The sequence below is a fragment of the Thiocystis violacea genome (assembly GCF_016583575.1).
Lineage (GTDB): Bacteria > Pseudomonadota > Gammaproteobacteria > Chromatiales > Chromatiaceae > Thiocystis > Thiocystis violacea.
Genome location: NZ_NRRG01000038.1, coordinates 17,355 through 41,926, shown reverse-complemented (window position 1 = coordinate 41,926; position 24,572 = coordinate 17,355). Strand labels below are relative to the sequence as shown.

The window sequence follows — 24,572 nt, the reverse complement described above, 5'->3', positions numbered from 1 at the left end:
GGGTCTCAGGCGTCGAGGGCAGTAAGGCCGGCGCGTTCGAGCGCGGCGATGAAGGCGTTCACGTTTTTTTCATCGCCGAACAGCTCGGCGGAGTCGATCACTAGGCGCACGGTGCGGGCGCTTGCGGCGCTCGATCCGGAGGCGGCGGTCGTGGTGGTGGTCGTGGTCTGGCGACTGGCCGTCGTGGTGGCCGTGGTCGGGGTATCGGCGCGACTGTCGGTCGTGACCTGGCGGGCCTTGGTCTCGGCCTCGAGGTTGGCGATGACAGTCTCGTGCCGGCGTTTCTCGGCCTCGATTTGAGCCAGGAGCGATTCCTGGAGCGCGGCGTCATTGGCGACGATCGCGGCGGCGAGCTGGTCCTTGAGGCTGTTGATCGCGTCTTCATAGGCGCGCTCTTCTTCCGTGAGCGACGCGCGGCGGGCCGCTTCGTCGGCGGCGTCGTTGGCGGCGTCGATCTTGGCTTGGGCTTCGTCGGCGGCGGCGCTGGCGATCTGGAGCGCGTAGTATTCGTCGATCAGCTTGAGCTGCTCGGTGAGCGCGGCGATCTCTTCGGCGTTGTTGTTGCGCTTGGCTTCGGCCAGGGCCATCTCGGTTTCGAGGCGGTCTTGCTGGTAGTTGAGTTGCTGGATCTGGACCTCTTGGTCGTAGATCCCGGCGAGCTTTTCCCGCCAGGAGGTGAGGCCATCGAGGGCGGCGGCGGTGAGGTCTTCCTGTTCTTCGCGAGCCTCGGCCAGGGCGTCGCTGAGGTCGCCGATCTCGTCTTCCGAGAGGCGGGAGTATTGGCCACGGAGTAGCTCCAGCTTCTTGATGTACTCGGCGAGCGACAGGTCGCCGCGATCGTATTCGTCGGAGAGATCGGCGACGGCGGTGCCCATTTCCTCGATCGCCAACTCGGTGCGCTGGGCGGCGGCTTGGGCTTCGAGGAGCTTGGCCTTGAAGGCTTCGATTTGGCCGAGCCCGTCGTAGAATTTGCCCATGCCGATGAAGCTGCGATCAAACGAGGCCGAGAGCCGCGCGGCGGCGGCGGCGGCCTCATCGGCGGCGGTCTCCAGGCCGTCGATCTCGGCCTGGGCTTGCTGGACGCTGGTCACGTTGATGAAGCTCGACACGTCGAGCTTGTTCATCGTGGCAATCTTGTTTTGCCAGGTGTCGACCGTCTTGAGGAAAATCGTGTCGAGCGCGTCGGCGGCCTCCTCGGAATACTGGCGAACCGAATCGATCTCGGCCAGCAGCATCTTGAGCATGCCAGCCGCCGCATTGCCGGCGGCGACCGTGCGCTCTCCCAGTCTGACCTGCTCTTCTCCGGCCTCATAAGCGCTTCGAGCGGCCTGCATCGCCGCACCGTCGCCGGCTTCCCAGGCGGCGGCGTAGGCGTCTCCAGCGTCGGCCATGCGGTTTTGGCCATCCTCGACCATTTGCATGGCCGATGCGGCGTCAGTGGCCCGCGTGGTATAGCCGGCCATCAAGCCATCGGTGATCTCCTTGAGCTGAAGCTCCAGCTCGCGCTGTTGGTTGATGCGCTCGATCACTTGATCGTAGGAACTGACGGCGGCGGCGTTTTTCGCGACCGTCACGTCCCCGGTTTCGGACACGGCGATTTTCAGCCCGAGCTGCGAGGCTTGGGCTTGGAGCACGGCGTTGACAACGTTGTCGTTCGCGGCTACAGCGGTCGTGGCGTAGGCCGTGAAGGCGTTTTGGATATCGGCCGGCGTCGCCGTGCCCGATTTGCGGATGGTCTCGAACGCGGTCTTGGCGTTGTCGGCGGTCTTGGTCAGCTCGGCGCTGGAGGTGACGCCAAGCGTTTTGAAGGCTTCCTCGACGGCGGCGGCGCTGACCTTGGCCTCGGACCCGAGCGCGGCGATCTCTTTCTTAAGCGCTTCAATTTCCAGAAGCTTTTTAGCCGCGCCTTGGGCGTCGCCTTCGGAGATCAGGCGGTCGTATTCCTCGCGGGCGGCGACCAGGTCGTCCTTCAGCGCAACCAGCGACGCCTTCTGATCCTCTGTAGCTTTGACGGCCTGCTGTTGCGCATCGGTCAGCCCGAGCAGGGATTGAGCCGCGTTGGCGAAACCCTTGGGCAGGTCGCCGACCTCCGTGGCTAGGGTCTTGGTGGCGGTCGCGGCCCCTTCGGCGGCGGGCTCAATCAGCCCAAGAGATTCTCCGGCCTCGCGGAAATGCTGTCCGGCTTGCCCGAGATTGGTTTTCGCCGAGGACTCCATGGACTCGGCGGCGTTGGCGAAATTCGCGGCCGTTTCGTCGCTGATGACGCCGAGCCAGGCGGCGGCTTCGGCTACTTTCGCAAACGCCGCTACTGGATACGACAGCCCGTGGGCGATGGTGGCGGCGGCGGTATGGATGAGCCCAGCGACGACATCCCAGGCGATGCCGATCGCGTTGGTAATGGTCTCGGTCTGGCTCGCAAGATCCTTGAGCGTCTGCCCCCAGCTTGTCAGTCGCTCGCCGGTGGTATCGGCAAACGCCTGAACTTTTCCGATCAGGGAGGCGAAATCAAACCCGGAGACAAACCCGAGCACCGCATCCGAGGCATTTTTGAATCCGCTGGCGATCGCTTCCCCGAAGCGCGCGACGGCGCCGCTCTCGGTCAGTGTCGTGTACAACTCACCGATCTTTCCATAAAGCTCGGCGAGCACAGGTAACAGGGCCGTTCCGAGCTGTTCCTTCAGTTCGGTGAACCGCTTTGAAAGCAAATCCGCCGCGTCGGACAGTCCGCCGCCCATGGATTGGGCGACGCCGCCGACCTGACCGGCGACGGCATCAAGGATCAGCCCCTGTGCCTGCGCCAGATCGCCCGTCTCGACCAGCGATTTGATCAGCTTCTTTTGCTCTTCGCTGAACGAGACCCCGGCCTCCCCGAGTGCGCCAAGCCCGGCGACGGGATTTTCGAGGGCCTTGCCCATCATCACGGCGGAGGACTCGACCGACCCGAACCCGGTTTCCGCTAGGTCGATCGCCAGCTCCATCGTGCGCTCGAACACATCCTCGCCAACGGACTTGAACGTCAGCAGCTCGGCGGCGGCCACCCGGAATTCGCTGGCCGTGGCCTCCGAGCGCATGGCCATTTCATTGATTTGCTCGGCCGTCAGCCCGGCCGCGCCGCCCGTCGCGGCGATCACGCCCTCAAGCCGACGCATTTCGACGTCCAGCGCTTCGGCGGAGGACACGGCGTCGCCGAAGAGCGTCAAACCGGCCCAACTGGCGAATCCGACGCCAACGGCGGCAATCCCAGCGCCAACCTGTGCGATCGCCCCGGTCAGACTGCCGGCGGCGCGGCCGATGGCGCCGAAAATGCTGCTCGCCTTGTCCTCGGCGGCGACGATGATGCGGGTAATGATGTTGCCGTCGGCCATCGCTTACGCCTCCACCTGCAAAAACCGCAGCGTCACGCGCACCGGCGGCAGGGGCGGTGTCCCGGAGTCGTCGACGGCGTGATCGATAGGATCGACGTCAAGGCATTTCCCGGAGTCGTAGCGCCAGAGCACGGTGCGGGTGGTGCCCATCCAGGCGAGCGTGAGTGTGAGCCCTGGGAGGCGCGACCAGGTGGCGAGAGTCGCGAGGGTGGCGCGGTCGATCCAGGTCGCCACGTCGCTCCACGGGCGCAGCGTGATCGGGCGGTATTGGCGCGTGGATTCTTGGATCAGGGCGGCGCCGGTGAGGCTGGGCTCGACGCTTTGCTCGACCGGGGTCCATGTGTGCTCGTCTTCCCAGTACCAGTCGTCGGGGAGGGTAAGCGCGGCGCTGGTGTCGGTGCGGGTGAGGATCATGCCAGGCCCTCGACTAGGGCGGCCTCGAACAGGCGCGCGTAGGCGGCGATCTCGCGGGCACGGTCCTGCCCGTTGATGATGCGCCGGGCGCCGAGATAGTCGGTGGACCGATCAGTCAGGTAGTCGGCCAGACAGCGCCCGGTGAACAGGCCCTGCCGCATCCCGAGCGAGAGGATTTGCCAGGCGACGTCGGGGCGCAGCGCGAGATCCGGGTGACCGAGCAGGTCGAGCCCGAGGCGATCGCCGAAGCGGCGATAGTTGGCCTTGCCGGTGACTTGGACGTAGCCGCGACCTCGGTAGAGGTAGCCGTCACCGTCGGCCGCTGGGGTGTTGCCCAGCGCCTTGGCCAGTCGGCCCGTGTCGTACTTGTCGAAATAGCGGCGACCGCCGTACTCGGTGATCGGCTGCATTCGCCGGTCGGTCTCGTGCCAGGTGGTGGCGAGGGCGTAGGCGGCGTGGGCGAGTGGCCAGTCGGGTTCCGACGTGAAGCCCGTCAGCAGGGCTTCGAGGCCCTCGATCTGGTCCATGTCGAGACGCCCGAAGCGCCGACGCACGCCGCTGAAGAAGGGCTGACGGTCGAGTCCGGTCATCAGCGCAGCGCCGGCAACACTTGCAGCACCGCCCAGATGAGCACGCCGAGCGTGCTCAGACCGGACATGGTGGCCGTGGCCAGGCCGATGAACATCTTATTCCGGTCGGCCGCCTCGTCAATGAAGTGCTGATTCAGCCCTTTCTTTAGGTCGTGAATGTCATCGGTCAATCCATCCATCATGTCGACATAGATCCTCACGGTTTCTCGCATCGCCGAGAACTCGTGTTGTGTGCCGCTGAGGCTGGTCGTCAGGGTGTCCACTTTGATCTCCAAAGCCTGAAGGCGCCGCTCATTGTCCATTCGTTACCTCACTTGCCGCCGGCCTGCGCCGCCATGTAAAGGATCTTGATCGCCACGTCCACCAGCGTGGTGGAGATCCTATCCTCGAAATCGTATACGCCGTCCTCGGCGAGCTTCTTTTCTTTGTCGCGCACCAATTGAATGACGTATTTGTGCTTTTCCTCTTTGTCCATATCGAGGTTGCAGAGAATCAATACGCCGTCCTTGATGATATTCAGCAGGTCCGCGCGAATCAGAATGGACAGGCCCTTTTTAAGCAGGGACAGGCCAATGGATTGAATCAGTGGGTTCATTCGATCAGGCACCGTATTCCTGGGCAGGCGTCAATCAGGGTCGAGAGGGCCGCCGGCGCGCCCCCAGAAGCCGTCAGCGCCTCCGGGCGCATCAGCATCGGGCGGCAGTGACTCACGGCGCAGCCCCCGAGCAGACAGGCGCACGCCAGGAAGCACCAACGTCTGATCGATGGGCGCCGCGCGCTTGGTGCTGCCCCAGACGGCCAACAAAGCGGTAAACCCCGAAAGCACGTCGAGCACCGCCGGAATGGCCACCTCATGGTCGATCTCCATTCCTGTGGTCCGGCTCAGCAGTTGCAGGGCGATCGTCAGCAGCCAGCCGACCTGGGCGCGGCTGGTCCACCAGGGTTTTGCGGCGGGTGGGGCTGGGGTCTCGGCGCCAACCCCCGCGACGGTCGAGCGGCGCAGCAATTCGGCGTAGGCCGTGGCCGTGATTGGCCCGTAGACGCCATCAATTACGACGGGGCCGAGGCCGGCGTCATTGATGGCTTGCTGGGCGCGGATGATTTGGTCGCGGGTCATAACGTCACCGCCAGCGCGAACAACTGGTCCTTTTCTTCCTCGGTTTTTTCGAGCGCATCCGCCGCCGCGTTGAACGTGGCATCAAGCCGGCGCCAGGTTCTGGCTCGGTTGATGAACGCCTTTTCCGCGAACGTTCTCTGCGGGTCTGTGCACCAGGCTTCGTATTCGTCGGCCAGGCCGAGCTGGTCGAGCGCGAGCAGGGCTTGCAGGTCGGAGCAGGTCATCGTTTCGCGCGGGTCCGGGGCAGGCACCCACTCCGGCAGCGCGGGCGGTGCGGCCAGCGGGAAATCTTCGCGCGTGAAGCCGAAGCGCGTGACCGAGCTTAGATCCTCGATCGCGATCCAGCGCTCGTTGGCGTCGTCGCGCATCAGGCGCCAGATCGAGCCCGCCAGCACGGTCATGAGGTCGGCCAATTCGGACGGCGCAAGCGCGTCGAGATCGGCGCGCGTGTTAACAGGTGATGGCATAGCGGTTCTCCAGCCAGCGAATCAGGTGGTGTGTGTCGGCCCATTGGGCGTGACCGATCCAGGCGTTAACCATTCCGCCAACCTCGGCGACCAACGCCTCGGCGTGCTCCTTTTGGTGGACGGTCAGGCAGTGGATCGCGTTCAGAAACCGCATCCAAAACCGCAGATACGCTAATCCCGCATCCGCTTCGTAGATTTTTGAAACTTGATTGGACTTTCCGGCGCGATAAAAGAGATCGGCCTGCCCGAGTAGCGCGCGCAAGAATAGATCCCGCGCGGCGCCGTGCTTGCGCGGTACCGATTGCGCAATGGGATAGAGGTAGTGGATCACTTTCTCGTATTTCTCCACGATCGCCATTTGCTGATAACTGCGCCCGGCTTCCTGAATGGGCTCCATCGTGTTTCGCGTCCGGGCTATCGCCCGTCCTAGGCAAGTTGCAAGTGGTCACGGACGCCGCGCAGGCTGATGCTGCCGGACGAGACCGACGGCGAGACGCCCCAGAGCGAGCAGCGCGAACCGGGGTCCGCGCCGTCGGTGCCGCTGCCCCCAAACCGCGCGGCGTTCGGCAGGTTGTAGGTCGAGCCAAAACCCTCGGTGTTCGCTGTCCATGCGGCGGTTCCCGCTGGACCGCCTTGTGTGGCGCCCCAGGTATGCATATTCCCGGTTGCCTGCATCACACCCCAGCGCGATGTGCGCGGGGCGTCCATCGCGGTGCTCGGCGGATAGTTGCCAAAGCTTGTTGCCTCTGTCACGCCAAACGCCAACTCCATGAATTCGGCGTAGGTGGGCGCGCGCTTTCCAAAGGCGGCCAGCAGGCTGTTTGCCTCAAACCATGTCAGCGATCCGTAGGTGGCCGTGCCGTCGCCGTTGAGCGCGAGCGGGATTTTCGGTGGGCTGGATCCGTCTGCGATCGTGACGTTGTATTTCGACGTCCCGTTGAGGTCTGGGTCGGTATTCGTGAAGTAGATGTCGGCCCAGAAATGGTTGGCCACAAGCGTCATGCCGCGCGGATCCTGACAAGCCGGTCTCCACTTCAGATCCCAGCAGGAATAGGGATTGATGGCTGGCGTCGTGTTGCCGCCCGCTTGCGCCGATGCGTTTCCGCCAGGAGCGTAGTGATAGCCGCCGACATTGCGTGCATTCGCGGCGGGCGGGCTGATATGCGAGTCGGTCGCTTCGAGCATGCCGTCGGGTTTGCACCAGATCGCATAGTCTGTTCCGGCGACGGGCGAGGCTGGGACGGTGATCGATGTGCCGGCCGTGATGATGTGGATAACGCCGTTCACTTCGACGTGCAGAGCCATGGCGGCCTGAATCGCGTTGGCGGCTGTCACCGACCACGCGACAGATCCCGAATCGGCTTTGGCGAAATAGGACGATAGGCCCGGCTGGATGGCGGTGCCGGCTTTCGCCAGCGCCGCGTCGACCGCGGTGCCGTTGGCCATTGTTGGAGAAATGTAGGTCGTCATGCTCCGATCCCGTAGTAATGCCCGTCGGCGGTCTGGTAATAGGTTCCGTCAGTCGTGCGGTACTCGACGGGCGTGGTCGTGAGTGGGCCTCCGGCGGGCGGGGACCGGAAGAGGTCAGTCAGTCGCATCAGTCGCATCAAGTGCCGCATGGCATCAGCTCCAGGTCGAAAGCACGGCGCGGGCGCCGGTGGCGCTTTCGCTCGGGGCGAGGCGTAGCCAGATGACGCCGGGGCCGATCAGGGTGCGGTTGAGGGCGTCGCGCTCCCAGGGGTTACCGGTGTGGCCCTCCTCGATGTCTGGCGCGGTCACGTCGTCGGCCATCGGGTAGGCTTCCCAGATCGCGCCGGCGGTGCAGGTGAGAAAGAATTCCACGTCGGCTGGAATCCGCGGCTGCCAGGTGTGGGTGATGGTGATGTTGGGCATGGCGGCTTAGGCGGCGGCCGAATGCAGCGTGAGCTGATACGGGCCGGTCTTGCCCGTGGGCGTGATGAGCGTCCCCTTGAACGAGAGCGTGGCGGGATCGGCGGTGATGAAGCTGATGCCGCCGGTGGGGCTGACGTTGGCCTGCCAAATCTCGATCTCGATCTGTTGGCTGTTGAACAGGTTGATGCCGTGGCCGTGGATGGCGATCTGGAGCACGCTCTCGGTGCCGGAGACGATGACGGACCCAGAGCGAGCCGGGTAGCTGGCGGTGGCTGAGACGTCGCCGTCGGCGATGGTCAGGCTTTTGAACAGCCCGGCCTCCATGTTGATCTCGTAGTCGGTGCCGGCGGTCTTGGTGGCGACGGCGAAGGCCGAGAGGTTGTTCTTGCCGATCGCGACCCACTTGCCGAGCTTGGCGGCGATGGTCAGGGACTGGCTGGTGCCGGCCGCTTGGGCGTAGTCGGCGGGGCGCCCGAGCAGGGCCATCGACAAGATGTCCGGCGCGCATTCGTCGGTGTCGAATTCGATCTCGACGGGCTTGGGCGAGAGGTAGGAATCGAGCGCCTGGCCCTTGGTGGAGCGCATGAAGGAGGTGCGGATGATGCTGTCCGGATCGGGCTGGGTGATCGACAGCTTGGGCAAGTTGATCGCATCCATGAAGCCGGCGGCCACGCCAGCGGTGAAGCGGTCAATGTGGGCGTCAACGGCGAGCAGGAGTCCGGACATGGGTTAGACCTCTTTGTCTACGTAGGTGATTTCGAGACTGACCGAAGGGGTCAGCCAGTCGCTGTTACTGGGTCGGCGCGGGAGTTCGCGGGAACGCTCGGACATGGAGAGCACGCCCGCCTCGGGCGGCCAGTCCGTGGGGCGGCGGCGGAGCGCGCGGTGGAGATCGGCCAGTACCTGCCGACCCAGTCGGCGGCCGTCGCCGTCGTCGCCGATCAGGCCCTCCAGGGTAAAAAGCTGGGTCCAGGTGCCGCGCTGGCTGCTCCCGGGGGCGCTGTAAGCGGCGTCCTCGTCCAGGACCAACAGGCACGGGGCGAGGGGATCCTCGTCGCGGTCCTGCTCGGTGCGGATGTCCAGGCCGGTGTCGGTGTAGTAGCCGTTGACCTGCTGGATCTCGGACAGCCAGGTGACGAGCTGATCGAGGATCCGTTGGGCCTGGGTCGCGGGGGCTTCGGACATGATCAGCTCCCGCCCTGGCGCACGATCAGACGCCAGAAGGGGCCGTCGGGCTCGTGCTGTTGGACGAAGAAAGTGGCGTCCCCGAGGGTGAGGGTGTCGCCACGGGCGGGGTTCACCGGTGCGGTGCGGGCGATGTGGATCTCGTGGCGGATCTCGACGAATCCGGATTGCCCGACCGCTTGGGCCTCGGGGGTGTCGATCGCCTGGAGCGCGATCGGGTTTCCCGTGCCGGCGGCGCGGTAGAGCGCGGGCACGCCGAACGCCGCCTGGTCAACAATGGCGGCGGCGGCGGTGGCCTGAAGAGCGAGCCAGTCGGTCATGCGTCAGCCGGATCAGGTCCGCTTGGCCCGTTGCAGCATCAGCGGCCGGGTACAGATGAACAGCGGGTAGCTGAAGACTTCGGGGCGGATCCACATGTCGCGATCCTTGTCGCGGACGATGAGGCTGTACATGTCCTTGCCGGGGGTGTTGACAAAGCCGAGCGACTCCAGCGGGGAGAAAGCGACCTCGAACACGCCGGGGGCGTTGACCGGGAAGAACTTGGCCTTGTCGGTGTTGACGGCGACGGTCGATCCGTCGTCGGTGCCGCGGTAGTTCATCCAGGTGATGCCGCCGTAACGGAACGTCTCGTAGGGCTGGTTGATCTCGCGCAGATCGGCGGCCTGCTGGGTGTTGAGGTAGGTCTCGCGAACCTCGCCATGGGCGGTCAGGTTGTCCCAGAAGTTGTCTCCGCAGAGCGCCATTACACTGGTCGACCCGGGAATCCAGGCACCGGCGGCGGCGGTCATCATCTGGCGGATGACCTGGTTGCACTTCGTGCGCACGGCGCCGGAAGCCGGGGAGGCGTTGTCGAGATCGAAATCGATCTCGGTGGGCTGGGCCACGCCGAACTCGGTGTACCAGTTGCGCAGGGTCGATCCGTCGGCATCGGTGAGGATGCCCTGCACGGCGCCAAGGCGCATGTTTTCATGGGTCAGCTCGACCTGGCTCATGAGCCCGGTCGGCCCTGCGAGGCGGCGCATGACCTCGTCCATGACCTGCATCAGTTCGGACTCGCGGCCGAAGGCGCGGATGTTCTGGATCTCGCTGGCCTGGATGGTGTCGCCCTTGGCGATGCGCACGGTACGGAAGTCGCGAATCTTGCGCGCGTCGCCGGTGCCTTCCTCAAGCGGGGCGCCGCGCGGGCTGGTCTGGATCAGCGACAGGGTGCCTTCGCGCGATTCGACGGCGACGGTTTCGACGCGTACCGGGCGGGTAGCGAAGAGGTTGAGCGAGCCGAGGAGCTGGGGCTTGTGCGGAACCTGCTCGATCGCGCCCGTCAGCTCGACCGCGCTGAAGGCGTTGGAATTGAAAATGTCCATGGTGGCCATGTGTCGGGCTCCTCTTAGCGGACGATGACGCCGAGTGCGGCGAGTTGGGCGATGCCGGCGGCTTTTTCGGCGGTTTCGATGTCGCTGGGCCAGGTCAGCTCGGAGCCGTTGACTTCGGCGTCGCGGGCGAGGATGACGCCTGGCTCGGTGGACTCGCCGGTGGTCTGCCCGTAGATCAGGATGCCGGCGGCGTGCTGGGTGCCGTCGGTGCCGTCCTGGTCGAACTGGGCGTAGGCGCTGGAGCCGGCGGCCACGGTGATGGTGAAGCTGTCGCCGGCCACCATGGGCGTGCCGCCGGCCGTGACCGTGAAGGTGAGTCCGCCGAGGGTCGCGGCGCTGCCGGCCGTGGCGAGGCCGAGATACTGGCCCTCGGGGCCGTAGAGTTGCAGCTTGGTCGCGGCGATGGCGAGCAGGGTGTAGGCGCCGGGAAGGGCGCCGGCACTCACGGTCACGGCGGAGATGGTGGCGTTGCCGGTGCCGACGATGGCCGCGGCGGTGGCGGCGCCAACCAGGATCTGGCCGAGCACGGTGCCGGCCTCCAGGTCTTGCGCGGCGGCCAGCGTCACGGTTTCGCGCGAGCGTCCGCCGTTGGCTTCGGAGACGATGAACCCGCCGGCATGGCGGCCTTCGGTAAGCGTGGTCATGCGGAAGTCCTCTTAGTTGGCGTAACGCGCGACGACAGTGGCCCAGGCCGCGCTGGCGGCGAGATCCGGATCCGTCTCGTCGCCGTCGGGGGCCAGGCGCGGGTTCTGGAGGCTCGCCATGTGGCGCTCGAAGGAGGTCGGCGCGGTCGCCTCCAGGGTGGCGAACTCGGTCGGCAGGCTGGCGAGCACGTCGGCGGCGGTGGCGGAATCGATCGCTCCTTTGCGGGCGAGCGCGAGGGCGGCTTGGGGGCGCTCTTGCGCGGCGGCGCTGTCGAGGATGGCGAAGATGCGCGTGCGTTCGGCTTCGGCGCCCAGTTTGTGCGCGGCGTCGAGGTCGGCTTCGGTGATGGCGGGCTGGTTGGATGCGCCCGCCTGGGTGGTGTCAGTCATGGCTTTGGCTCCTGTGCTGACGGTGGCGCGGGCGGGTTGCCCGACGGGGAATGAGCGGGGGCGCTGGGCCGCCAGCTCGGACACGATGAAATCTTGGGTGGCGATGCGGTTCGCGAGTCCGGCGTCGACGGCGGCCTGGGCGCGGAAGATTCCGGCCTGGGTGGCGAGGACGCGGGCGGGGTCGAGGCCGCGGGACTCGGCGACGGTCTGCACGAAGAGCCGGTAGAGGTCGTCGATCTCGGCTTGGAAGCGCTCGCGCACGGCGTCCGGGAGCGGCTGATAGGGGGTGCCGTCGACCTTGTGCGCGCCGGCATAGATGTGGGTGACGGCCACGCCGTCGTTGGCCAGGGCGCGCGACACGTCGACGTGGGTCATGACCACGCCGATGGACCCGACGTAACCGGTCGGGGCGACGCTGATGGTTCTGGCCCCGCTGACGATGAGGTAACCGGCCGAGGCCGAGAGGCTGTCGGCGATGGCGTGGACCGGCTTGCGGGCGTCGGCTTCGCGGATCAGGGCGGCCAGCTCGAAGGCGCCGGACACCTCGCCGCCGGGGGAGTCGACCGACAGCAGGAGGCTTCCGACATCGGAGTCGGCGAGGGCGGCCTCGATGTTGCGGGCGATCTCCTGGTAGCCAATGATCGCGGTCGAGTCGGCGTTGATCTTGGTGCGGTGGGCTAGAGCGCCGTGGATGTCGATGAGCGCGACGCCGTTCTGCACCTGGTAGTAGGTGCCGGCCTGGCGATCGTAGCGGGTCTCGCCGCGCTGGCGGCTGAACAGCTCGGCCGGAAGCGGCTGGCCCTCGGCGTCGACCGGGGTATGGGCGTTGGAATCATGATCAAGGCCGGTGCCTAGCAGGCGCCCGCCCAGCCCGGCGATGATGGCGTCGAGCTTGGCCGGGTGGATCAGCAGCGGGGTGTTGAAGATCCGCGCGGCGAGGTGGGGGTAGTTCATGCGGCGGCGTCCTGTACGGCCAAGAGCCGCGTGCGCTGGCGGATGGTGTATTGGGCGAGGCGGGACTTGCGCTCGGCGTAGTCGATCCCCGCGACGATCAAGGCGGCGTTGCGCTCGCGCACCAGGCGCAAGAGCGCCAGTTCTTCGTTTTTCAGGGCTGCTTCGTCGATGGGGTCGAAGGCGCCGGTCAGGCACCAGTTGCACAGGCGGTTTTCCGCCATGTAATGCTTGGCATTGGTCAGCTTGCCTTGATCGGTGCGCCATTCCAGGACAGCATCTGTCAGCCATCCGCCGGATTGGCGTTTTTCGAGCAAGAGGTTCTTTCTTGGCGGGTCCGCGATGGTCTCGCGACGACGGTCGATTTCCTGACCCATCATCTCGAAGGCATCAAGGAACTGCTGTTTCCAGTGATAGGCTTTCTGGCCGGTGAAGCCCATCGCCAACATGGAGAAACCTTTCCATGTCATGCGGATCATGCGTCGGACTTCGCCGTTTTTATCAGTAAAATCAGCGGGCTCAAAATTGAGCCGGTTGAATTCATCTTTGGGAAGATTGTCGTAAGCCCGTAAGACGTTCTTGTGGTTCTTCTCGAAATACTCCGCGACCTTCAGGCTATCGGTGACTGGTTGCCCTTTGATGGCGTAGACCATCTGCTGATCAGCGCGCGGAATGTCGAGAATGGTATTTGCCAGGCGCGGGCGTTTGACTTGGCGCGCGTGCCATTCCGCGCCGCTTTTCCCTTCCAGCAGATCCTTGACCAGCTTCCAGGCGGGCGGCTCGCTGCGAATGTCGGCAAACGCAAGGCCATGCGCTTCGCACCACGCGGTTAGGTCGAGATGCGCTTGCTCAAGCGTGGCGGTTTTGCCGTAAGCGGTCGGATTCTTGGGGTAACGCTTGGTTTCTGGGTCTTTCAGCGTGATCGCCCACAGCGCGTAAGAGTCGATGGTTTTGCGCTCGAAAAACTCCACGCCATACTTCGCGGCATAGGACGGCTTGACGTGAAGTGTTAAGCTCTTGTCAGTCATGGTCAGCACCTGCTTTGCTGGTTGTGATAAGAGCCCTCGCGCGGTACCAGCCGCGCGGGGGTTCGTCGTTTTCGGGGCGGCGCTAGGCATGTCGCGCCTCCTCTTTCCGGTCCTGGTTTGGATCGGAGGATTCGTCTTGGTCTGGCTCGGGCGTGGCGGTCGCGGCGGCCAGGGCGGCGACGGCGAGGGTGTCGGTTGGGGCCAGCCCGAGTTCGTCGAGGCGCTGCCGCTCGAAGGCGCGCTGTTCAGCGACGTCTTCCCAGTCCAGGCCCTGTTCGGCGCATTCCTGCTCCAGCGTCGAGACGCCGATCTCCATGCGGATCTGCGCGGCGTTCGCTTCCTTGGTGGGATCGACCCAGCCGCGGCCGGAGAAGACCCAGCGGGCGCGCAGATAGGCGTGGCGCAGTTGGTACCAGTCGGGGGCGTCGACGCGGCCGAGGTTGACGGCCTCTTCCATCCAGAGTTCGTAGACCGGGCGCAGCCAGTGGTCGATCAGCCAGCGGCGGCGGCCGTGGAAGTAGCGCCACGCCTCCAGCAGGGCGGCGCGGGCGCTGGAGTAGTTGGTCTGGCTGAAGTCCTTGGTCAGCAGCTCATAGGGGACGTTGAGCCCGGCGGCGATGTGGCGTAGCACGGCATGCATGAACGCCTCGAAGGCGGCGTTCGGGCGGCCGGGGGTGAAGGAATTAGCGCGGGCGCCGATCGGGAGCTGGATCAACGCGCCTTCTTTCAGGCGCGGCTGGGCCTGGCCGAGCAGATCGCGCCAGTAGGCTTCGGGGCCGCCCTCGGCGCTGTTGAAGATCTCGTGAACCTCGGTCGAGTCCATGGTGGACTCGATGAAGGCGGCGACTAGGGCGTTGACGACCGAGGCGCTGAGTTCGGCATTGGTGTACTTGCCGGCCTGGAAGAACTCCTTGATCACCGCGCTGAAGATCGGGCGGCCACGATTGGCGCCGGCGCGGGTCTTGTCGCGCAGATGGATGACACGGCGACGGCCCCAGGGCGTGGTGGCCGGGAGGCGCTGGAAGTCGTCCGGTCCGACGGCGGCAAGCCCGAACAGACCAAGACTATCGCCTGGGTGGGTGCGGCTGATCCAGTAGGCGAGCGGGGCGCCGTGGGCGTCGATCTCGACGCCGTTGCGGATGTCGGCGCGGTGGGTGAGGTGCGGCGGCGTGGCCAGGCGGTCGGACTCGACGATCTGGAGCTTGGTTTTCCAGCCCTCGCCGGGGCGCTCGATCCAGAGCGGCAGACAGACCGCGTCGCCGTTGAGGAAGGCGCCGGTAAGCATCTGCAAGGTGAGATCGAGCAGGGTGTCGCTGGCGGCGGCGTCGCATTCCGGCGATTCGGCCCAGGTGCGCCACTGTGCGCGCACGGTGCGCGCCCAGGCGCGGCCTTGGTCGATGTCCCAGCCGAGCAGGTCGGTATCCGGTCGCGCGGAGAGGCTCAGGACATGGCCGACGATGTTGTCGCGGTTGGTCTGGAGGTAGCCGGCGGCGAGCGGGTGATTGCGTTCGAGGTCGCGCGAGCGGTTGGCGATGCTGGCCAGCTCGGGGAGCAGATCGGCATCGGCGGAGCCGCCGCGCGGCAGCCAGGTTTCCAGGCCGCGCGTGGTCCGGCTCGCGGCATCGTGCGCGGTGTCGGTGGCGGCTTGGGCCTTGGGGCGGAAGAAGGATGGCCAACCCATGTCAGTAGACCGGGTGCAGCGGGCGGCGGTTGGGGGTCCGGCCGGATTCCTTGGCGCGGATGGCGCGGTCCAGCTCGCCGATCAGGGCTTCGAGCTTGGCTGTGTCGGCGGGGGTGTAGTCGACCGCGCGCCCGTCGAAGCCGACGCGCTGGGTCGTCTCGCCACGGGCGAGCTTGAAGAGCGCGGAGAGGCAGGCCGAGCGCTCGGTTTGCAGCTCGGCGAGGGAAAGCGTTTGAAGGGTGCGTGACAACATGCCCGACAGCCTGACAGGCGGGCATTGAAATTTTTAGTCAAGAAATTTGAAAATTTCTCTGAGAGAAATTTCAATGGGGGCTGATGACCATTTCCCTGGGGGCAGGAAAATGGTCGCGGGCGGGATCAGTTCAGGCGCTGGAGCGACTGGCGGTGATCGGCCATCAGCTTGGCCAGTTCGGCATCGAAGAAGGCATTGAAGGCTTCATCGTCCAGGGGCTTGCCGGAGCGCAGCACCTGGCGGATGAACTGGTTCTCGGCCTCGATGACGAGGCCCTTGAAGGCGAACGACAGGCGTTGGAGTTCCAGCAGGATCTGAACGGCCTGCTCCAGATAAGCCGTCGGCAAGCTGGCGATGCCTTTTTCCAGCCCGAACTGTTTGCGCAGATGGGCATAGGCGGCGTGCGAGGCGCTACCCTCCATGTGAAAGTTGGTCTTGATCAGGTAGACGATGTGGCTGAGCCGGCCGAGATCGGCGCTGTTGACCGTCTCCAGGGTCGCGGGGATCTCGATCTCGGGGAGCTGGTAGCCGCCGGTCTTGCGGATGGAGGGGATGACCTCGGCGGTGACCCACTTGCGGAATTTGTGCGCGAGGGTTCCGGCCTTGGTGGCGTCGCGGCAGCGAAGGATGAGGGTGTAGAGGCCGGATTCGTTGACGGCGTTTACTAAGTTATTGATTCCAGTACCGTCGGTTAAACCGACGGTATCAGGATCAATGACTTGCATCTTTTCGTCATCGTCAAGTTTCGCGATGGCGTCGCGCGCATTGGCGACGCTAAGCGCCGCGCAAACATCCACGGCATAGAACCACGGATCTCCATCGCGCATGATGACGCGGACGTTGAAAGACTGGTCGAACGAGAAGGTGACGATCTTGCTCTTGCTGGTGCCCATGATGGACCTCCGTAGATTTGCCTTCGAGACAATTGACCAACCCAGAAGGGCGGCCGGGAGGCTCGAAACGGCTCTACGAGACCGCGCGCATGTTTCCCCTTTCGGGTGTTGTATCCAATGCGCACTCCCGGCCATAAATCGGCTGGGCAAAAAAATACCGCATGTCTGACGGGTGCGGGATCCGCGTAGAGTTTGCGAGGTTTCGAGGCCTCTTGAGCGCTAGGATAGGCCGGGTCGGTCGCGGGTGTCAACGCCGCGACTTGCGCCAGAGGCGCCGGATCGAGCGAGCCACCCAACGCCAGAATCTCAGCGTTGGGTGGCTGAAGGGGTCGTAAGCCGATGGTGTCACGTCAGGAATGAACCGTCCCACAGTGAACGCACGTCGCGGACGCCAGCGGCAGCAAACGCCCGCAGCCTGGATTGGAGCATCGGATAATATCGTTTTCGTGTTGCGCCTGGACGGGGAGCAGCAATTCTGGCTGGCCAGGGATGGGCCGTGGCGCCTGGATGACCGCCGAAACTTTCGGCTTAGGTGGGGCGGGAGGAGTCGCTTTGGCCGTTTCTCTTGTTTTCGGCTCGGCGCGGAGGTTGCGCGGCGGTTTTGATTTGTCCGTCGCAAACATTCGATCAAATGTAGGGGTCGCTGACTCTTTCTGCCCGCAAACCGAGCATATCCAGCGCGCCCCGATGGGCTTGGTCAGGATATGCCAGATGGCGATTAACAACCAGATTAGCAGCCATGCCCCTAGGGTAAAAATCGCCAACACCAAATGCATAACCCATGACATCTGCTTATTATTTCGCTGATGAAGGGTTTGGCGGTTGCACACATTGCATTGCTTTAATTGTTCTTGTACGACTTGCATGCTGACTCCTTTAATGCGCGTTTTTATCGTCTTTTGACGTAAGTCTTGTTGCCACGGCTATTGATGTAAAACTTCCCGCCTCTCGGGCCAGTATGAACGGTTCTCCCTCCCCCATAACCGCCTCCGCCGTAGGATCCGCCGCCGCTATACGCAGAAGAAACGCCGCCATAAGACCCGGTGCTTCGAGCGTAATGGACAACAGGCGCTCCGAGCGTTCGCTCTTGCATGACGGGCGAGACGTCGCCGTCACGACTGACGGCGTAGCACGCTCCTTGCCGAATGACGACCCGCTCTCCTCGCGCGCGGGCGGCTTTGGCGTCTGGAGCCTCGTCCGGCCAAGCGAGTGAAAACGGCGGAGTTGGCGTCGAGGACAAGAGCGCTCCGTTCGCGTCGCGCAAGTCGTAACACCCTCCCTGAGCCGCTCCCGCCAGCAGCAGCCCGGCGATCACCATCAGTTTCCGCTTCATGCTGTTTTCTCCGTTGAATCGATCCGATTCGCGAGGGAACAGCGTATCCAAAGCGTGGCGCGGTGTCCGTGACCGGGCGCAACTCTCGGCGCGAGGGTCAAACCTCCGGGCGTCAGCGCTCCCCGCGTAACCGGTCCATTTCCGCCTGGTAGCGCGCGTCGGCGGCGGCGGCGTCTTGGGATAGCGCATTCTCCCAAGTGGCTCCGGCCAGATTGTTGGCCGCTCGGGCGCGCCTGGCCGCGATCGCGGAGATTTCGGCGGCATGCCGGGTGCGTGCGTTCTCGACCGCCTGTTGGCGCGCGGCGGCCGCCTCCATGGCGCGGCGCCTGGCGCTCTCTTCGTCAAGGAACTGGATGTCGGATTCGACACGCGCGGCGTGGGCTTGGACCTGCTCGGCGGTTGGGGCGTGAATGCGGACATCCACGGGCGCGGCATCGGGGGCGCATTGGAACTGCGAGAAGGTGGTTTTCCCTGTGACTGGATCGACGCATTTGTAGAGGCCGGCGGCGTGGGCGTTTCCAGCGGCGATCAGGACGGCGACGATCACGAGGGCTTGGCGGTTCATGTCGGTCTCCTTTTCGTTCAGTTGATGGTCCATGGGTTCAAGCAGGGAATAGCCTCGACGATCCGGTATCGGCCCGGCCAGCGGCCTTTCATGCCGCCGCGGGTCCAAACGGCGACGGCGAATCCTCCTCCTTGTTGCTCTTCCGGAATCAGTCGGTCCGTTTGCTCGGCGACCAGGTGAATGGCGAAGGGGCTGTCGCTGTCGTCTTCCCACAGCAGCTCCAGCGCTTCGCGTCCGCCCTGGTCGGGCCAGGGTCCGCGCGAGATCAGCACCTCGCGCGCGCCGGTCATGTCTCTGAGGATGGCCTTGGCGGCATCGGGCACGAGGAGTCTGGCGGCTCCGGCGTTCCAGGTGAGGTAGAGGTAGCCGTTGCGGGCGTGGTCGCTGCCCCAGTAGTTGGTGCGGGCGATGGCTTGGCCTCGGTTTTCGATGATGAACATGGGGGATTCCGTTTGACCCGGCAGATCAGTAGCCAGGGGTTGAGGAGCCGCTTGCCGTGCAGCCAGCCGAGCAGGCGAAGATGGCTGGCCGCGACCGCGGGCGGGGTGCGCTCGCCACGCTCCCACTTGGAGAGGGTGTCGTAATCCACGCCCAAGGCGGCAGCCAGCTCGGCGCGGGTGAGACCGAGACGGGCTTGGGCGGTTTGGAAGGTGAGGTCGGTCAAGCGTTGGGCTCCCAGGCGGTGGACCATTGATGATCGAGGAAGAGTTCGGCGATGCCGGTGTTCTGTTTGAGGCGGAGGATTTCGTCGGCGTCCATGCCGAGATTCTTGGCGACTTCGGAGTCGGTCAGGCCCATCTGGACCAGATCGCCGACGATGTGACTCATCTGGTCGATCTGGTGGGTGCCACGGGCGCGGTTGAAGCGGATGGTGGCGGCCATGAGTTCCTCGGGTGGATCGTCGAGGATGACGACGGGAACCTCGCGCATTTTGAGCTGCTGGGCGACGATGTGGCGGTGAAAGCCGTCGACGATCATGTAGCTGTCCGGGCCGTCCTGGATGACGACGATGGGGAAACAGAATCCGGACTTGCGGATGCTGCGCTTGAGCAGCTCCAGCTCGGGCTTGGCGACCTTGTTGGGGTTCCAGGGGTTGGGCTTGAGCTGGGCCAGCGGGACGATGACGGGTAGCCGGATCTGGATCTCGTCATTGCCGAATAAATCGGGCGTGCGGTTGTTCATCAGAGATCCCCGTATTTGGCATAGATCGATTCGATGCGGTCTTGCATCTTTTGGCTATAGCCGAAGCCGTAGCGCTTGAACACAAAGTCGCGCTTGATGATGGCGCTGGCGAGCGTCTCCCAGGTGATGAAGTGCTTGATGCCAAGGCCGGTCTCGGCCATGACGCGCTTGCAGTCCTTGCGGCTGTCCTGGATGTAGACCTCGGGCGGGATGCCGGCCTTGTCGCCATAGAAATGCTGGTGGTAGCGGAAGACGATGGCGAACTTTTCCTTGAAGAGCGCGCGGGCTTCCTCGGGGAGCGAGTCGAGCAGGAGCTGGGTGTAGGCTTTCCAGGTGAGATCGGCCGGCTTGCGGACCTTGCCGCTGTTGATGCGGGTGTGGTTGTAGAGCTTGCCGAAGTTGGCCCCGGCGACGCGGGTCACCATGCGATCCCAGGTTTCCGGCTCGATCACGCACCATTGGAACAGGGTGTTTTTCTGCTCTTCGCCGAAGGCGAAGCAGGTGCGCTGTTCGTGCGGCGGGATGCCCATGCGGTGCATGGAGTCATAGACCCGGTTGTAGTCCAGGCGGTTGACGGCGTAGTAGTGCCAGACATCCTCGACGTGCCAGTCGTGCATCGGCAGGCAGATCCAGGTGCGCGGATCCTTGTGGATATAGCGGTAGGTGTGGGGGTTCTTCTTGTCGCGGTGCTTCATGGTGCGCACGTTCATCAGGCGCCCATAGGATTCGTCGCCGCGCATGCCGATAAAGTTGGCGACGTCAGTGGCGCCAGTCTTGTCGCACAGGGCCTCGCCCATGCGGGTGATGGTCCAGTCGTTGACGGATCTGGTGGTGTAGTAGGGGCGCAGCCAGTCGGGCAGATTGGCCTCGGTGATGACATAGGGCATGTCCGGGAGGTCGCGCGCCCAGGGTCGTTCGCGTGGATCCCAGTAGCGGAAATAGCGCTGGTATACGCTGGTGGCGTTGTTCTCGATCTCGGGGAGACAGAGCCAGTAAGGCTCGACGTCGGGGCGGTCCATGATGCTGCGCACGTAGCGGGCGGTCTCTTGGAAGATGGCTTCGAGGTCGGAGAAGACGACCTTGACCGGGAGCCGATCCAAGCGGGTGGCGACCTCGATCACCAGATGGACGAGGACGCCGGAGTCTTTCCCTCCGGAGAAGCTGACATAGAAATCGGCATGGGTGCGGATGGCTTCCTCGATCCGGGCGAGCGCGGCCTGGTAGACGTTCACCGCGGGATCTCCAGGACGAAGCGGGTGTAGCGCCCGCGCTGGCTGGTGGCGGTGAAGCCGAGCTTGGCCAGGGTGGGCGCGCTGTCGGCGGTGCAGATGGCGACCGCGCGGCGGGCCTCGGTGTCGTCGCGGATGAGCTTGACGCGGGCCTCCAGGAGGCGGCGGTAGATGCTGGTGTGGCGGTTGGGCTCGGCGACATAGGCGTAGTTGAGGAGCGCGTCGCCTTTGCCGAGATGACTGAGGTCGATCGCGCCGAAGCCGACCACCTGCTCGCCGATCAGGGCGAGCGTCCAGAGGATGGCGTCGTGGTCATAGAGCCCTTCGCCGAGGGCGTCGGCGACGGGCTTGGACGCGAACCAGCGACCCATTAGGGTCCAGAAGTGCTGGGCGTCATTGGCGCTGGTGGCGCTGAAGATGACGACCTCGCCCTGGCGGGTCATGAATTTGTCGAGGGCTTTCATCGGCGCGCGCTCATCAGTAGAACGTGTGATGGTTGTAGCGCATCCATTCGGAGGCGTGGTGCTTGGCGATCCCGGCCAGGTTGCTGTCATGCGTCTTGAGCCATTCGGTCGCGGCACGAACGGCGGCTTCATGCGTTTTGAAGGTCCGGGTGTCCGGCTGGCCGTCGTCATCGCGGTCGTGGTAGTGAAGGCTATACCTCCAGCTCCAACGGCCGCGGCGGTCGTCTTCGACCAGGATGCCGTCAAGCAGATAGAGGTCGACGGTCTCGGCGTAGTCTTTTTTGGTGATCTTGGCCATGCGGACCTCAGGGAGAACTGGACGATTTCTGGCGCGCGGGACGTCCGTGGCCCGCCGTTATTCAGACGAAAAAGACCGCTTCGCCAATCCGCACCATTTCGGTTCCTGCGCCGCGCATTTGGTTGGCTGCGCGCGTCCAGAAAGATACGCCGTCGTCGGCTTTATCGACTTGCGGCAAACGCCAATCGGAAACCTGGCACGGAACTGTGTCTAGGCCATAGATTTTGATCAGGTTTTCGGCGTATGGCTTGCACTCTGAGATGACCATGTCAGCCTCGCTGCGGCCGTTCCAGCAGCGGATGCGGCTGGCTCTGTCATGGTTGATGTGACCGCCAGCGAGCCATTGCGGCGCGTGCTCGGCGAGGAACCGAGACAGCGGGTCGACCAAGTCTTCCAGTTTGACCGCTACGTCCGCAACGTGCTCAACGCGGCTGGCGGAATGGCCGTAAAGCTTCCAGGGACGCGCCGATGGATGGAAGTTTTTGCAGGATAGCGTGTGAGTCTTCGTGGTCATGCCTGGCTCCTGTTGCGTTGTCGATGGGGTAATCATACGCCCATTGGGCGTAAACGCAAGCCTGAATTTACAGAACCTGAACCAGTTCACGCAGCCTGTCCTTGTGACTTTTGCGGACCTTCTCGACTTCGGCACGGAAAGCAGCGACGGCGTTTTCCTTCCGTCCCAGGGCTTTTTCGATCCGGTCGTCGATGCCGGCGGTGGACCAGAGGTCGAGGTAGGTCACGGGCTGGGTCTGGCCGAGGCGGTGGCAGCGGTCCTCGGATTGCTGGCGTTCGGAGTATTTGAAGGCGTTGGCGTAGTAGATGACATAGCGGGCGCGGGTGAGGTCGATCGATTGTCCTCCGGCCGATTGGGTGGCGACCAGGAAGCGTCCTCCGGTGCGCCAGGCGTCCAGGCTGCGCTGGCGGTCGCGTTCGCTGAGGCGGCCGTGGTAGGGCTGGACGCTGGCGGGGCCGTGGTCGGCGGTCAGGGCCGCGGTGATTTGCTCGATGGCGTGGTGGTATTTGGCCCAGATGACAACCGGTTCCTCGGGCAAACGGGCGACGGCTTCCCGTAGCAGTTCGATGCGGTGATGGGGGTAGCGGATGACGCGCTTGTCGGGGGTGGTCTCGAAGCCGCAGGCGATGGTTTGGAGGACGGTGAAGAGGTGGAAGATCGCGACCCGGCGTTGCCAGTCGTCCTCGCCGAACAGGCATTCGTCGATCAGGATGCGCTCCTTGGCGGCGGCGTAGGCGGTCTCCTGTGCGGCGGTCAGATCGGTGTACCGGCGGCTGTAGAGCTTGGCGGGCAGGGTCAGGCATTCCTCCTTGGTGATCTGGTAGACATAGGGGCGGATCTTGGCGGCGAGGTATTCGGCGTTCTTCTCGCGCTCGATCAGCCCCCGGAACCGCTCGCTGTAAACCAGGTGATTGCGGGCGAAGGTGTGGAAGCTGCGATAGCCAAGGATGCGCGGGGAGAGAAAGCGCATCTGGGCGAAGAGGTCGACGATGCCCTGGCTGATGGGTGTGCCGGTGAGGATGAGGCGATAGCGGGCCTTGGCGGCGAGCGCGGTCAGTCGCTCGGTGCGGCGGGAGCGGTGGCCTTTGATCTGGTGCGATTCGTCGACCACGACCATGGTGCGATCGTCGATCAGGGCGGCCAGGGTGCAAACGACGCGGCTGGAGGCGCTGATGGATTCGGTGCCAACGATGTACCAGGGGACGGCGGGACAGGTGCGCTCGGTGGTCCGAGCGTCGAAGACGTGGATGGCGGCGGGGTTCGTGTCGATGTGCTTGAGGATCTCGCGGCGGATGGTCTCCTTGGCGCTGACGGGGCAGCACCAGATGACGCGGTCGATCTTGCTTTGACGCAGCCGGGCCAGATCCAGGGCGGCGCGGGTCTTGCCGGTGCCCATGTCGGCGAAGAGCGCACCGACACGGGCGGGGAGGAGTTTGTGGACCGCGTCTTGTTGGTGGGGGAGGAGGGTTGTGGTGGCGGTCCATACTTGCATTTATAAAAACCAATTATGTTGCAATAAAAAGCTGAGGAAAATTGCTTTGATGCAAGGTCAATCGTCCATCAACGCCTGATCAATCTCCCCCGTCGCCTCCGGCATGGACCCAGGTCCGCACGGCTCGCGGCCCTTGATGCGGGCGGGCTGGACCATCAAGGCAGCGTCATGCGCGGCGCGGGCGGCGTCGAGGTAGCCGCGGGCGGTGTCGCTGATGGCGAAGCCGTGGGCCTCCGCGAAATCCTCGATCGCGTCGTAGCTGGAGGCCGGGACGGCAATCGCGGGCTTGTCGTAGCGCGCTCCGGGCAGGCGCTTGGCGGGGCTGTAGAGATCCTCGTCGCGGGGCCATTGGATGCAGAGCCAACCCTGATGCGCGCCGCTGGTGTAGCCGGTGATCCAGCGTTTGCGCTCGGGTTGGTAGTCAGCCTCGATGGCGCGACGGCGGTGCTCGGGGTCTTGCAGGCGGATCGGGTAGCCGGCGGCGAGGAGGCGCGCGCCTAGCTCGGCGACGCGATCGGCCAGGGGGCCGGAGCGCGCGGTGATGGGGCGCGCCCAGGCGGTGCCGTTCCAGGCGTAGCCCAGCTCGAAGCGGACGAGCTGGCGGAAGTCTTCGCGCTTTTCCGGGAAGTGGATCTCGATCTTGTCGCCGATGACGCGGATCTCGGCGACGGCGGCGGTCTGCTCGGCGGTTGGGCGGACGGTGGCCTCGGCCTGGGCGGCGGCGGCCAGGGCGGCTTGATCTGGGTTGGCTTGGGGCGCGGGGGCTGGACTGGCGGCGACCTCCGCGAGCAGATCGGAGGCGCGACGGTCGCGGCGGTCGATCCACCAAGAGGCGCGGGTTTGGCCCTGGAGCGCGACTAGGGCGGCGTCGAGGCCTGGATCGTCGGTGTCGAGATCGCCCCAGAGGCGGGCCTGCTCCAGGGGCGAGAGACGGCCGTTGCGGGCGTCGGCGATGGCCTTGATGGTTTCGGCGCGGATGGATTCGGCCCACTGCACCTGCTTGTCGGTGCCGGAGAGCGGCGGGAGACCGGCGGCAGCGTTGGCTTGGGCGGCCTCGGCGTTCTTGATGGCGAAGGCTTTTTGCTCGCAGTCGGCACAGATGTGCCCCTGGGATTCGTGCCAGGCGGCTAGGCGGTCGGCTTCGCGGCGGTTGTGGCCGTAGATGGCGACGCTGTCGTTGCAGGTGGAACAGTGGAAATAGGCGCGAGCCATGGCGTTTCTCCCGTTGGTCGATGGGGAGAGTATACGCCCAAT

The 24,572-nt window shown here is 64.8% G+C and carries 31 protein-coding genes and 1 pseudogene; all 32 read right to left on the bottom strand.

Translation table 11 applies throughout. From position 1 onward, the window contains the following. Positions 1–5: 5 nt before the first annotated feature. The 32 genes and pseudogenes from CKO27_RS16705 to CKO27_RS16555 all read right to left on the bottom strand — a co-directional run bounded on the left by CKO27_RS16705 (position 6) and on the right by CKO27_RS16555 (position 24,530). On the bottom strand, positions 6–3,365 hold the full coding sequence (locus CKO27_RS16705; protein ID WP_200376052.1) for a hypothetical protein: 3,360 nt from the start codon (positions 3,363–3,365) through the stop codon (positions 6–8). A 3-nt stretch (positions 3,366–3,368) separates the two neighbouring features. After that, the gene (locus CKO27_RS16700) at positions 3,369–3,779 is read right to left on the bottom strand and encodes a hypothetical protein (protein ID WP_200376051.1); all 411 of its coding nucleotides are present in this window, start codon (positions 3,777–3,779) and stop codon (positions 3,369–3,371) included. After that, a complete protein-coding gene (locus tag CKO27_RS16695; protein ID WP_200376050.1) occupies positions 3,776–4,369 on the bottom strand; it encodes a glycoside hydrolase family 19 protein in 594 nt (197 codons plus the stop codon). Before CKO27_RS16695 ends, CKO27_RS16700 begins: the two co-directional genes overlap by 4 nt. Next, positions 4,369–4,671, bottom strand: a complete 303-nt coding sequence (locus tag CKO27_RS16690; RefSeq protein ID WP_200376049.1) for an SPX domain-containing protein — start codon at positions 4,669–4,671, stop codon at positions 4,369–4,371. The genes CKO27_RS16695 and CKO27_RS16690 overlap by 1 nt, the downstream gene beginning before the upstream one ends. An 8-nt stretch (positions 4,672–4,679) precedes the next feature. After that, the gene (locus CKO27_RS16685; protein WP_200376048.1) at positions 4,680–4,964 is read right to left on the bottom strand and encodes a hypothetical protein; all 285 of its coding nucleotides are present in this window, start codon (positions 4,962–4,964) and stop codon (positions 4,680–4,682) included. 30 nt (positions 4,965–4,994) lie between these two features. Continuing rightward, complete coding sequence (locus tag CKO27_RS16680; protein WP_200376047.1) at positions 4,995–5,486, bottom strand: peptidoglycan-binding domain-containing protein; 492 nt, start codon at positions 5,484–5,486, stop codon at positions 4,995–4,997. Continuing rightward, positions 5,483–5,953, bottom strand: coding sequence for a hypothetical protein (locus tag CKO27_RS16675; RefSeq protein ID WP_200376046.1), 471 nt, complete (start codon positions 5,951–5,953; stop codon positions 5,483–5,485). Before CKO27_RS16675 ends, CKO27_RS16680 begins: the two co-directional genes overlap by 4 nt. After that, entirely contained in the window at positions 5,937–6,350 is a 414-nt protein-coding gene (gene avd / locus CKO27_RS16670; RefSeq protein WP_200376045.1) for a diversity-generating retroelement protein Avd, read from the bottom strand. The genes CKO27_RS16675 and avd overlap by 17 nt, the downstream gene beginning before the upstream one ends. 29 nt (positions 6,351–6,379) lie before the next feature. Continuing rightward, positions 6,380–7,423, bottom strand: coding sequence for a phage major tropism determinant (locus CKO27_RS16665; protein ID WP_200376044.1), 1,044 nt, complete (start codon positions 7,421–7,423; stop codon positions 6,380–6,382). Beyond that, positions 7,420–7,572, bottom strand: coding sequence for a hypothetical protein (locus tag CKO27_RS16660; protein ID WP_200376043.1), 153 nt, complete (start codon positions 7,570–7,572; stop codon positions 7,420–7,422). Before CKO27_RS16660 ends, CKO27_RS16665 begins: the two co-directional genes overlap by 4 nt. A gap of 4 nt (positions 7,573–7,576) precedes the next feature. Further along, a complete protein-coding gene (locus CKO27_RS16655) occupies positions 7,577–7,846 on the bottom strand; it encodes a hypothetical protein (protein WP_200376042.1) in 270 nt (89 codons plus the stop codon). A gap of 6 nt (positions 7,847–7,852) precedes the next feature. Then, positions 7,853–8,572, bottom strand: a complete 720-nt coding sequence (locus tag CKO27_RS16650) for a phage tail tube protein (RefSeq protein WP_200376041.1) — start codon at positions 8,570–8,572, stop codon at positions 7,853–7,855. A gap of 3 nt (positions 8,573–8,575) precedes the next feature. Beyond that, positions 8,576–9,031 (bottom strand): hypothetical protein, encoded by a 456-nt coding sequence (locus tag CKO27_RS16645; RefSeq protein WP_200376040.1) that lies wholly within the window; start codon positions 9,029–9,031, stop codon positions 8,576–8,578. Between the two features lie 2 nt (positions 9,032–9,033). Continuing rightward, complete coding sequence (locus CKO27_RS16640; protein ID WP_200376039.1) at positions 9,034–9,351, bottom strand: head-tail joining protein; 318 nt, start codon at positions 9,349–9,351, stop codon at positions 9,034–9,036. 12 nt (positions 9,352–9,363) lie between these two features. Continuing rightward, positions 9,364–10,401, bottom strand: coding sequence for a major capsid protein (locus CKO27_RS16635; protein WP_200376038.1), 1,038 nt, complete (start codon positions 10,399–10,401; stop codon positions 9,364–9,366). A 14-nt stretch (positions 10,402–10,415) separates the two neighbouring features. Then, complete coding sequence (locus tag CKO27_RS16630) at positions 10,416–11,045, bottom strand: head decoration protein (RefSeq protein ID WP_200376037.1); 630 nt, start codon at positions 11,043–11,045, stop codon at positions 10,416–10,418. 12 nt (positions 11,046–11,057) lie between these two features. After that, positions 11,058–12,389: a S49 family peptidase gene (locus tag CKO27_RS16625; protein WP_200376036.1), complete on the bottom strand. Its 1,332-nt coding sequence runs from the start codon at positions 12,387–12,389 to the stop codon at positions 11,058–11,060. Further along, complete coding sequence (locus tag CKO27_RS16620) at positions 12,386–13,504, bottom strand: Rha family transcriptional regulator (protein ID WP_200376035.1); 1,119 nt, start codon at positions 13,502–13,504, stop codon at positions 12,386–12,388. The genes CKO27_RS16625 and CKO27_RS16620 overlap by 4 nt, the downstream gene beginning before the upstream one ends. Further along, on the bottom strand, positions 13,497–15,095 hold the full coding sequence (locus CKO27_RS16615; RefSeq protein WP_200376034.1) for a phage portal protein: 1,599 nt from the start codon (positions 15,093–15,095) through the stop codon (positions 13,497–13,499). The genes CKO27_RS16620 and CKO27_RS16615 overlap by 8 nt, the downstream gene beginning before the upstream one ends. Position 15,096: 1 nt before the next feature. Further along, positions 15,097–15,348 (bottom strand): gpW family head-tail joining protein, encoded by a 252-nt coding sequence (gene gpW / locus CKO27_RS16610; RefSeq protein WP_200376033.1) that lies wholly within the window; start codon positions 15,346–15,348, stop codon positions 15,097–15,099. Positions 15,349–15,473: 125 nt separating this feature from the next. After that, positions 15,474–16,241 (bottom strand): BRO-N domain-containing protein, encoded by a 768-nt coding sequence (locus tag CKO27_RS16605; protein ID WP_200376032.1) that lies wholly within the window; start codon positions 16,239–16,241, stop codon positions 15,474–15,476. A gap of 350 nt (positions 16,242–16,591) precedes the next feature. After that, complete coding sequence (locus CKO27_RS16600; protein ID WP_200376031.1) at positions 16,592–17,107, bottom strand: hypothetical protein; 516 nt, start codon at positions 17,105–17,107, stop codon at positions 16,592–16,594. Positions 17,108–17,686: 579 nt separating this feature from the next. Beyond that, positions 17,687–18,139 carry a DUF4124 domain-containing protein gene (locus CKO27_RS16595; protein WP_200376030.1) on the bottom strand — a complete coding sequence of 151 codons (453 nt, stop codon included), beginning with the start codon at positions 18,137–18,139 and terminating at the stop codon, positions 17,687–17,689. Between the two features lie 17 nt (positions 18,140–18,156). Then, positions 18,157–18,579: a hypothetical protein gene (locus tag CKO27_RS16590; RefSeq protein WP_200376029.1), complete on the bottom strand. Its 423-nt coding sequence runs from the start codon at positions 18,577–18,579 to the stop codon at positions 18,157–18,159. 110 nt (positions 18,580–18,689) lie between these two features. Further along, a pseudogene (locus tag CKO27_RS25335) lies at positions 18,690–18,830 on the bottom strand (helix-turn-helix domain-containing protein); the annotation flags it as partial. Next, the gene (locus tag CKO27_RS16585; protein WP_200376028.1) at positions 18,800–19,321 is read right to left on the bottom strand and encodes a ParB N-terminal domain-containing protein; all 522 of its coding nucleotides are present in this window, start codon (positions 19,319–19,321) and stop codon (positions 18,800–18,802) included. The gene CKO27_RS16585 and the pseudogene CKO27_RS25335, both read right to left, overlap by 31 nt. Next, positions 19,321–20,553, bottom strand: a complete 1,233-nt coding sequence (locus tag CKO27_RS16580) for a DUF3440 domain-containing protein (RefSeq protein ID WP_200376027.1) — start codon at positions 20,551–20,553, stop codon at positions 19,321–19,323. The genes CKO27_RS16585 and CKO27_RS16580 overlap by 1 nt, the downstream gene beginning before the upstream one ends. Continuing rightward, positions 20,550–21,014 (bottom strand): hypothetical protein, encoded by a 465-nt coding sequence (locus CKO27_RS16575; RefSeq protein ID WP_200376026.1) that lies wholly within the window; start codon positions 21,012–21,014, stop codon positions 20,550–20,552. The genes CKO27_RS16580 and CKO27_RS16575 overlap by 4 nt, the downstream gene beginning before the upstream one ends. A 13-nt stretch (positions 21,015–21,027) precedes the next feature. Then, positions 21,028–21,312, bottom strand: coding sequence for a hypothetical protein (locus tag CKO27_RS16570; protein ID WP_200189748.1), 285 nt, complete (start codon positions 21,310–21,312; stop codon positions 21,028–21,030). 61 nt (positions 21,313–21,373) lie between these two features. Then, positions 21,374–21,826 carry a hypothetical protein gene (locus CKO27_RS16565; protein WP_200376025.1) on the bottom strand — a complete coding sequence of 151 codons (453 nt, stop codon included), beginning with the start codon at positions 21,824–21,826 and terminating at the stop codon, positions 21,374–21,376. A gap of 67 nt (positions 21,827–21,893) precedes the next feature. Continuing rightward, positions 21,894–23,318 (bottom strand): SNF2-related protein, encoded by a 1,425-nt coding sequence (locus tag CKO27_RS16560; RefSeq protein WP_200376024.1) that lies wholly within the window; start codon positions 23,316–23,318, stop codon positions 21,894–21,896. Between the two features lie 57 nt (positions 23,319–23,375). After that, positions 23,376–24,530 (bottom strand): hypothetical protein, encoded by a 1,155-nt coding sequence (locus CKO27_RS16555; protein ID WP_200376023.1) that lies wholly within the window; start codon positions 24,528–24,530, stop codon positions 23,376–23,378. Positions 24,531–24,572 lie beyond the last annotated feature (42 nt).

Excerpts from the sequence above, each read along its gene's own strand:
- CKO27_RS16600 (WP_200376031.1), bottom strand. The coding sequence starts at position 17,107 with ATGCAAGTCGTACAAGAACAATTAAAGCAATGCAATGTGTGCAACCGC.
- CKO27_RS16640 (WP_200376039.1), bottom strand. The coding sequence starts at position 9,351 with ATGACCGACTGGCTCGCTCTTCAGGCCACCGCCGCCGCCGCCATTGTT.
- CKO27_RS16590 (WP_200376029.1), bottom strand. The coding sequence starts at position 18,579 with ATGTTCATCATCGAAAACCGAGGCCAAGCCATCGCCCGCACCAACTAC.
- CKO27_RS16665 (WP_200376044.1), bottom strand. The coding sequence starts at position 7,423 with ATGACGACCTACATTTCTCCAACAATGGCCAACGGCACCGCGGTCGAC.
- CKO27_RS16595 (WP_200376030.1), bottom strand. The coding sequence starts at position 18,139 with ATGAACCGCCAAGCCCTCGTGATCGTCGCCGTCCTGATCGCCGCTGGA.
- CKO27_RS16660 (WP_200376043.1), bottom strand. The coding sequence starts at position 7,572 with ATGCGGCACTTGATGCGACTGATGCGACTGACTGACCTCTTCCGGTCC.
- CKO27_RS16705 (WP_200376052.1), bottom strand. The coding sequence starts at position 3,365 with ATGGCCGACGGCAACATCATTACCCGCATCATCGTCGCCGCCGAGGAC.
- CKO27_RS16690 (WP_200376049.1), bottom strand. The coding sequence starts at position 4,671 with ATGGACAATGAGCGGCGCCTTCAGGCTTTGGAGATCAAAGTGGACACC.
- CKO27_RS16630 (WP_200376037.1), bottom strand. The coding sequence starts at position 11,045 with ATGACCACGCTTACCGAAGGCCGCCATGCCGGCGGGTTCATCGTCTCC.
- CKO27_RS16615 (WP_200376034.1), bottom strand. The coding sequence starts at position 15,095 with ATGGGTTGGCCATCCTTCTTCCGCCCCAAGGCCCAAGCCGCCACCGAC.
- CKO27_RS16650 (WP_200376041.1), bottom strand. The coding sequence starts at position 8,572 with ATGTCCGGACTCCTGCTCGCCGTTGACGCCCACATTGACCGCTTCACC.
- avd (WP_200376045.1), bottom strand. The coding sequence starts at position 6,350 with ATGGAGCCCATTCAGGAAGCCGGGCGCAGTTATCAGCAAATGGCGATC.
- CKO27_RS16635 (WP_200376038.1), bottom strand. The coding sequence starts at position 10,401 with ATGGCCACCATGGACATTTTCAATTCCAACGCCTTCAGCGCGGTCGAG.
- CKO27_RS16680 (WP_200376047.1), bottom strand. The coding sequence starts at position 5,486 with ATGACCCGCGACCAAATCATCCGCGCCCAGCAAGCCATCAATGACGCC.
- CKO27_RS16565 (WP_200376025.1), bottom strand. The coding sequence starts at position 21,826 with ATGACCACGAAGACTCACACGCTATCCTGCAAAAACTTCCATCCATCG.
- CKO27_RS16675 (WP_200376046.1), bottom strand. The coding sequence starts at position 5,953 with ATGCCATCACCTGTTAACACGCGCGCCGATCTCGACGCGCTTGCGCCG.
- CKO27_RS16700 (WP_200376051.1), bottom strand. The coding sequence starts at position 3,779 with ATGATCCTCACCCGCACCGACACCAGCGCCGCGCTTACCCTCCCCGAC.
- CKO27_RS16570 (WP_200189748.1), bottom strand. The coding sequence starts at position 21,312 with ATGGCCAAGATCACCAAAAAAGACTACGCCGAGACCGTCGACCTCTAT.
- CKO27_RS16685 (WP_200376048.1), bottom strand. The coding sequence starts at position 4,964 with ATGAACCCACTGATTCAATCCATTGGCCTGTCCCTGCTTAAAAAGGGC.
- CKO27_RS16560 (WP_200376024.1), bottom strand. The coding sequence starts at position 23,318 with ATGCAAGTATGGACCGCCACCACAACCCTCCTCCCCCACCAACAAGAC.
- CKO27_RS16625 (WP_200376036.1), bottom strand. The coding sequence starts at position 12,389 with ATGAACTACCCCCACCTCGCCGCGCGGATCTTCAACACCCCGCTGCTG.
- CKO27_RS16695 (WP_200376050.1), bottom strand. The coding sequence starts at position 4,369 with ATGACCGGACTCGACCGTCAGCCCTTCTTCAGCGGCGTGCGTCGGCGC.
- gpW (WP_200376033.1), bottom strand. The coding sequence starts at position 15,348 with ATGTTGTCACGCACCCTTCAAACGCTTTCCCTCGCCGAGCTGCAAACC.
- CKO27_RS16655 (WP_200376042.1), bottom strand. The coding sequence starts at position 7,846 with ATGCCCAACATCACCATCACCCACACCTGGCAGCCGCGGATTCCAGCC.
- CKO27_RS16585 (WP_200376028.1), bottom strand. The coding sequence starts at position 19,321 with ATGAACAACCGCACGCCCGATTTATTCGGCAATGACGAGATCCAGATC.
- CKO27_RS16645 (WP_200376040.1), bottom strand. The coding sequence starts at position 9,031 with ATGTCCGAAGCCCCCGCGACCCAGGCCCAACGGATCCTCGATCAGCTC.
- CKO27_RS16555 (WP_200376023.1), bottom strand. The coding sequence starts at position 24,530 with ATGGCTCGCGCCTATTTCCACTGTTCCACCTGCAACGACAGCGTCGCC.
- CKO27_RS16575 (WP_200376026.1), bottom strand. The coding sequence starts at position 21,014 with ATGAAAGCCCTCGACAAATTCATGACCCGCCAGGGCGAGGTCGTCATC.
- CKO27_RS16620 (WP_200376035.1), bottom strand. The coding sequence starts at position 13,504 with ATGCCTAGCGCCGCCCCGAAAACGACGAACCCCCGCGCGGCTGGTACC.
- CKO27_RS16605 (WP_200376032.1), bottom strand. The coding sequence starts at position 16,241 with ATGGGCACCAGCAAGAGCAAGATCGTCACCTTCTCGTTCGACCAGTCT.